This window comes from Pasteurella canis, assembly GCF_900454865.1.
GTDB lineage: Bacteria > Pseudomonadota > Gammaproteobacteria > Enterobacterales > Pasteurellaceae > Pasteurella > Pasteurella canis.
The window spans coordinates 1-5,917 of record NZ_UGTV01000008.1 but is presented as its reverse complement, the minus strand read 5'-3'; the positions used below and the strand labels follow the sequence as shown (position 1 = coordinate 5,917).

2 protein-coding genes, 6 pseudogenes and 2 riboswitches are annotated in these 5,917 nt (G+C 34.7%); of the genes and pseudogenes, 3 read left to right on the top strand and 5 right to left on the bottom strand.

Annotated features, from left to right (window positions below):
• Positions 1 to 156 precede the first annotated feature (156 nt).
• The 4 genes and pseudogenes from DYE19_RS00400 to ubiK (DYE19_RS00390) form a co-directional block, all read right to left on the bottom strand.
• A pseudogene (locus DYE19_RS00400) lies at positions 157 to 843 on the bottom strand (metallophosphoesterase family protein).
• Positions 840 to 2,002 (bottom strand): annotated as a pseudogene (nadR, locus tag DYE19_RS00395) (multifunctional transcriptional regulator/nicotinamide-nucleotide adenylyltransferase/ribosylnicotinamide kinase NadR). Before nadR (DYE19_RS00395) ends, DYE19_RS00400 begins: the two co-directional pseudogenes overlap by 4 nt.
• On the bottom strand, positions 1,974 to 2,132 hold the full coding sequence (locus DYE19_RS11545) for a hypothetical protein (protein WP_167409461.1): 159 nt from the start codon (positions 2,130 to 2,132) through the stop codon (positions 1,974 to 1,976). The pseudogene nadR (DYE19_RS00395) and the gene DYE19_RS11545 overlap by 29 nt, the downstream one beginning before the upstream one ends.
• Before the next feature lie 74 nt (positions 2,133 to 2,206).
• Positions 2,207 to 2,459: pseudogene (ubiK, locus tag DYE19_RS00390) on the bottom strand (ubiquinone biosynthesis accessory factor UbiK).
• Between the two features lie 94 nt (positions 2,460 to 2,553).
• Positions 2,554 to 2,709, top strand: a riboswitch (FMN riboswitch).
• 117 nt (positions 2,710 to 2,826) lie between these two features.
• On the opposite strand from ubiK (DYE19_RS00390), the pseudogene ribB (DYE19_RS00385) reads away from it, so the two are divergent.
• Positions 2,827 to 3,472: pseudogene (gene ribB, locus DYE19_RS00385) on the top strand (3,4-dihydroxy-2-butanone-4-phosphate synthase).
• Positions 3,473 to 3,855: 383 nt separating this feature from the next.
• Here ribB (DYE19_RS00385) and ribB (DYE19_RS00380) read toward each other — a convergent pair.
• A complete protein-coding gene (gene ribB, locus DYE19_RS00380) occupies positions 3,856 to 4,500 on the bottom strand; it encodes a 3,4-dihydroxy-2-butanone-4-phosphate synthase (RefSeq protein WP_115322264.1) in 645 nt (214 codons plus the stop codon).
• Between the two features lie 118 nt (positions 4,501 to 4,618).
• Positions 4,619 to 4,774: riboswitch (FMN riboswitch) on the bottom strand.
• A gap of 94 nt (positions 4,775 to 4,868) precedes the next feature.
• Here ribB (DYE19_RS00380) and ubiK (DYE19_RS00375) point away from each other — a divergent pair.
• Positions 4,869 to 5,120 (top strand): annotated as a pseudogene (ubiK, locus tag DYE19_RS00375) (ubiquinone biosynthesis accessory factor UbiK).
• 75 nt (positions 5,121 to 5,195) lie between these two features.
• Positions 5,196 to 5,917, top strand: a pseudogene (gene nadR, locus DYE19_RS00370) (multifunctional transcriptional regulator/nicotinamide-nucleotide adenylyltransferase/ribosylnicotinamide kinase NadR); the annotation flags it as partial.

The following is a 5,917-nucleotide window of genomic DNA, read 5'->3' as shown; positions in this document are numbered from 1 at the left end:
TTTAGGTTATTGTCCCTTTGATTTTGCTTATTAACGTAGAGGGAGGTTATCTACAAGTTTAGCAAAACTTTCGAAAGTTTGACCGCACTTTATCTATCGGATAGTCTTAAAGTTGATGTGATTTACATATTTCTTGAGTTAGAGATATTATTGATTCTAACGCTCATCAATTCCCTTCAGTAAGTATCCTCCATTGATATCACATACGCTACGAAAACCAACATTTGTGATTTGATAACTATACGTATCTACCATACTATCGTAATCAAAATTTTCATGGTGGTGACCATGAAAAATATGGCGTACATTCATTTTATATGCAAGTTCATTTATTACACTAAAACCTGAAGGGTGAGGTCTAGGAGCCTCATGACAGATCAAAATATCTGCTTGCATTTTTTCTAAAGTTTCTATGTCTGAAGGAAAAATAGATGTACGATGACGTAATGGAATACCTCCTCGCCAAATTTTTTTCTTGTGAACAGTATTGACAATAATGAATAGGGTCAAAAAGAGAGGTTTGTTTGGTGGCATCCAAATTTGTCCTCGAAAGACACCACCTAAACCTGCAATACGTTTACCTTTGTATTTCAGTGACTCTGCCGTGTAAGTTGCGTGATTGCCAGTCGCTTTCCCCAAATTGCCTCAAATGCAGATATAGTTTTACTGTCATGATTGCCATGGATGAACCAGAGATCACAATGTTGTGCTAATTTTTCTAATTCGTGAGGTGTAGTGAGTTGTAAGTCACCTAATATAATAAGTGCAACATTTTGTTGTGCTTGTATAAAGGGATATAGGTGATCCAAAACTACCATGTGGATCACCTGCGAATAAAATCATACCTCTTCCTCAAAAATTGATTGAATATTGTGCTCATTTGTGTGTAAAGGCAATTCTTCTTCATTTAAGATCTTTTCAACAATTTTTTTTACTTGATTATAGCGTTCTAAATAGCTTGGTGACTCAATTTCGATATAAGGCACATTGTATTTATCAAGCAGTTTTTTCAATAATAATTGAAAGCGTTGACGTTGTTTTTGATTACCTAAGCTGCGTAAACCATCATTAACGCCATTTTGTATTATTATTGAGCAGAATAGTAACATCAAATGGATATTCTTTTATCATAGAGTCTAAAAATGGGTGTGCTTTGCCTTCATATTGAATACAAAAAGCTTGAGTCGTAATAAATCAGTATCAATAATTGCAACTTTGTGTGCATGGCGTACAGCATAGTCAATATAGCGTTGATGACCTAGTGCCATTTGTGGAAGTCCAGAATATTGCATGGCTTGCTCATCACCACCTAATTTTTCAAAAAACAAATTCGCGTCCATATTCCCAAGCTGATGTTGTATTAAAGACAGTTGCTAGCTTATTAACTAGTACGGTTTTACCGCTACTTTCACCACCTAAAATCGCAATAGTTTTAGCGAAGAAAGGACGAACTTCTTTTGGAATGAATTTCCAATAATGGAACGGATTATTACGAATTTTTGGTTGCAGATACATTAAAGAATTGACGTTGTGGATCAACTAATATGACTTCCAAGCCTAAATATTTTCATAAGGTGCTTTATCTTGAACTTCACTACTAAAAACAATACTTGGCATAAAGTTTTTTTTCTTTAAAAAGTAGTTTGACTTGTTCTGCCCATGCCTGCCAGCCATTTGGGTAGCTTGGAATGCCATCTTCGATGAGATGATGGATAAATATTTGGTTTTTCTGATATTTGAAAATTTGTTGCATCCAACGTAAGCGGTCTTGTACTGTTGGCATACGCTTCATTTTACTATCATAGAACAGTTTTAAATCTCTTTCAGTATCACTACATACAATAATGTGGATTTCATCTACTTTACTGAACGCCTCATAGATCATATTAATATGACCTGTATGTACAGGGAATAAAAATTTGCCGAAAATGACACCTACTTTTTTATTATTAGGTTCCGTAATTTGTAGCACTTTATGTAACGCACTGAGTTTTTGTTGCACTTGGATTCTTTATTTTTCCACTTACCAGTTGATTAAAATAAGCACGTGTAATATTTGCCTGTTGACAAATATCGTTTACCTTTAAGTTTAATTGTTTGCGTTTTTGTTGTAAGTAGGCAAAAGAAGACATAATTTATTCCTTGTGATAGTGAGAAATGCTATCAAAACAAATCGTACGTTGAATTTCTTTGAGAGCAATAAAAATTAAGGTAATGCCTTTTGATCTAATAATTCATTAACACGCTGTTCAAGCTCCGCAAGCTTTTCACGTGTTCGCATTAGTACTTGAGTTTGTACATCAAATTCTTCTCGAGTCACTAAATCTAATTTTGATAATTGTGCTTGTAATGTTTGTTTTTAATTTTGCTTCTGCATCTTGACCTAATTCTTTAATACCTTGTGGTAGTGAATCTTGGATTTGTTGTATAACTTGCTCTATTTTTTTAGGGTTTAGCATAATGACCTCATATTGGGGAAAATTTTATCTATTGTATGTAATCTTGTAGCAAATAAAAACATTTTTTCAAGATTAAGTTTGCGTTATACTATACATGCATTCTCAGGGCAGGGTGAAACTCCCTACCGGTGGTAAATGTTTTATTTAGCATAAGCCCACGAGCGTTTGTTATTCACATAAAAATAACAAAGTCAGCAGATTTGGTGTAAATCCAAAGCCGACAGTATAGTCTGGATGAAAGAGAATAGGCAGGTTTTGAAAATAAATCCTGTCTTTTTTGTTTGTTTAAGATTTTCTTAGCCACATAATTTTTCTCATCAGCCCTGATTCTGGTATTTAACTCTCTCTATATTTCAAGGAATTTACTATGAATCAGTCAATTTTATCTCCTTTTGGTGACGCAGAAACGCGTGTTGTTGCTGCTATTGAGGCTTTTAAACAAGGTAACGGCGTTTTAGTATTAGATGATGAAGATCGGGAAAATGAAGGAGATTTGATTTTTCCAGCAGAAACCATCAATGCTGAACAAATGACAATGTTGATTCGTTATGGCAGTGGAATTGTTTGTCTTTGTCTAACAGAACAATTGTGCCAAGCGCTAGATTTACCACCAATGGTACAAGATAATACCAGTGTTAATAAAACCGCATTTACAGTAACAATTGAAGCGGCTAAAGGTGTAGCAACAGGTGTATCAGCTAAAGATCGTGTGACTACCATTAAAGCAGCAGTTGCTGATGGCGCAAAACCAAATGACTTAAGCCGCCCCCGGACATATTTTCCCATTACGAGCTGTCGAAGGGGGAGTATTAAGTCGTCGTGGACACACTGAGGCCTCTGTAGATTTAGCACGTTTAGCTGGCTATAAAGGTGCAGGTGTGATTTGTGAAATTACGAATGATGATGGTTCAATGGCGAGAGCACCTGAAATCGTCGAATTTGCTCATAAATTTGGTTTTCCTGTTGTGACTATCGAAGATTTAGTAGCGTATCGTCAAAAACATAATGTATAAGTTTATATAATTAGTTGATAAAAATACCTGTGTAAATTGCTAGCACAGGTATTTTTTATTAAGAAAGTCTTCTCTCATATTATTTAGCTATAGTCGTTTGTATGAAAGTCAGGCAATTAGGATTTTGAGCTTCATTCAGTAAAATGAATAAGGATGTATTAATTCTCTCTACGCTATCAAGGTCTTTAATCTAGAGAATCGTCTTAAGAAAAACCTGATAGCAGTAAGAGGAATTAATACATCCTTATTCATTTTACTGAATGAAGCTCAAAATCCTAATTGCCTGACTTTCATACAAACGACTATAGCTAAATAATATGAGAGAAGACTTTCTAATAAAAAATACCTGTGCTAGCAATTTACACAGGTATTTTATCACTAATTTATATAAACTTATACATTATGTTTTGACTACAAATCTTCGATATCACAACAGGAAAACCAAATTTATGAGCAAATTCGACGATTTCAGGTGCTCTCGCCATTGAACCATCATCATTCGTAATTTCACAAATCACACCTGCACCTTTATAGCCAGCTAAACGTGCTAAATCTACAGAGGCCTCAGTGTGTCCACGACGACTTAATACTCCCCCTTCGACAGCTCGTAATGGGAAAATATGTCCGGGGCGGCTTAAGTCATTTGGTTTTGCGCCATCAGCAACTGCTGCTTTAATGGTAGTCACACGATCTTTAGCTGATACACCTGTTGCTACACCTTTAGCCGCTTCAATTGTTACTGTAAATGCGGTTTTATTAACACTGGTATTATCTTGTACCATTGGTGGTAAATCTAGCGCTTGGCACAATTGTTCTGTTAGACAAAGACAAACAATTCCACTGCCATAACGAATCAACATTGTCATTTGTTCAGCATTGATGGTTTCTGCTGGAAAAATCAAATCTCCTTCATTTTCCCGATCTTCATCATCTAATACTAAAACGCCGTTACCTTGTTTAAAAGCCTCAATAGCAGCAACAACACGCGTTTCTGCGTCACCAAAAGGAGATAAAATTGACTGATTCATAGTAAATTCCTTGAAATATAGAGAGAGTTAAATACCAGAATCAGGGCTGATGAGAAAAAATTATGTGGCTAAGAAAATCTTAAACAAACAAAAAAGACAGGATTTATTTTCAAAACCTGCCTATTCTCTTTCATCCAGACTATACTGTCGGCTTTGGATTTACACCAAATCTGCTGACTTTGTTATTTTTATGTGAATAACAAACGCTCGTGGGCTTATGCTAAATAAAACATTTACCACCGGTAGGGAGTTTCACCCTGCCCTGAGAATGCATGTATAGTATAACGCAAACTTAATCTTGAAAAAATGTTTTTATTTGCTACAAGATTACATACAATAGATAAAATTTTCCCCAATATGAGGTCATTATGCTAAACCCTAAAAAAATAGAGCAAGTTATACAACAATCCAAGATTCACTACCACAAGGTATTAAAGAATTAGGGTCAAGATGCAGAAGCAAAATTAAAACAAACATTACAAGCACAATTATCAAAATTAGATTTAGTGACTCGAGAAGAATTTGATGTACAAACTCAAGTACTAATGCGAACACGTGAAAAGCTTGCGGAGCTTGAACAGCGTGTTAATGAATTATTAGATCAAAAGGCATTACCTTAATTTTTATTGCTCTCAAAGAAATTCAACGTACGATTTGTTTTGATAGCATTTCTCACTTATCACAAGGAATAAATTATGTCTTCTTTTGCCTACTTACAACAAAAACGCAAAACAATTAAAACTTAAAGGTAAACGATATTTGTCAACAGGCAAATATTACACGTGCTTATTTTAATCAACTGGTAAGTGGAAAAATAAAGAATCCAAGTGCAACAAAACTCAGTGCGTTACATAAAGTGCTACAAATTACGGAACCTAATAATAAAAAAGTAGGTGTCATTTTCGGCAAATTTTATCCTGTACATACAGGTCATATTAATATGATCTATGAGGCGTTCAGTAAAGTAGATGAAATCCACATTATTGTATGTAGTGATACTGAAAGAGATTTAAAACTGTTCTATGATAGTAAAATGAAGCGTATGCCAACAGTACAAGACCGCTTACGTTGGATGCAACAAATTTTCAAATATCAGAAAAACCAAAATATTTATCCATCATCTCATCGAAGATGGCATTCCAAGCTACCCAAATGGCTGGCAGGCATGGGCAGAACAAGTCAAACTACTTTTTAAAGAAAAAAAACTTTATGCCAAGTATTGTTTTTAGTAGTGAAGTTCAAGATAAAGCACCTTATGAAAAATATTTAGGCTGGAAGTCATATTAGTTGATCCACAACGTCAATTCTTTAATGTATCTGCAACAAAAATTCGTAATAATCCGTTCCATTATTGGAAATTCATTCCAAAAGAAGTTCGTCCTTTTCTTCGCTAAAACTATTGCGATTTTAGGTGGTG

What these genes read in the sequence shown, in the direction of transcription:
- ribB (WP_115322264.1), bottom strand. Translation starts at nt 4,500, where the DNA reads ATGAATCAGTCAATTTTATCTCCTTTTGGTGACGCAGAAACGCGTGTT.
- DYE19_RS11545 (WP_167409461.1), bottom strand. Translation starts at nt 2,132, where the DNA reads ATGTCTTCTTTTGCCTACTTACAACAAAAACGCAAACAATTAAACTTA.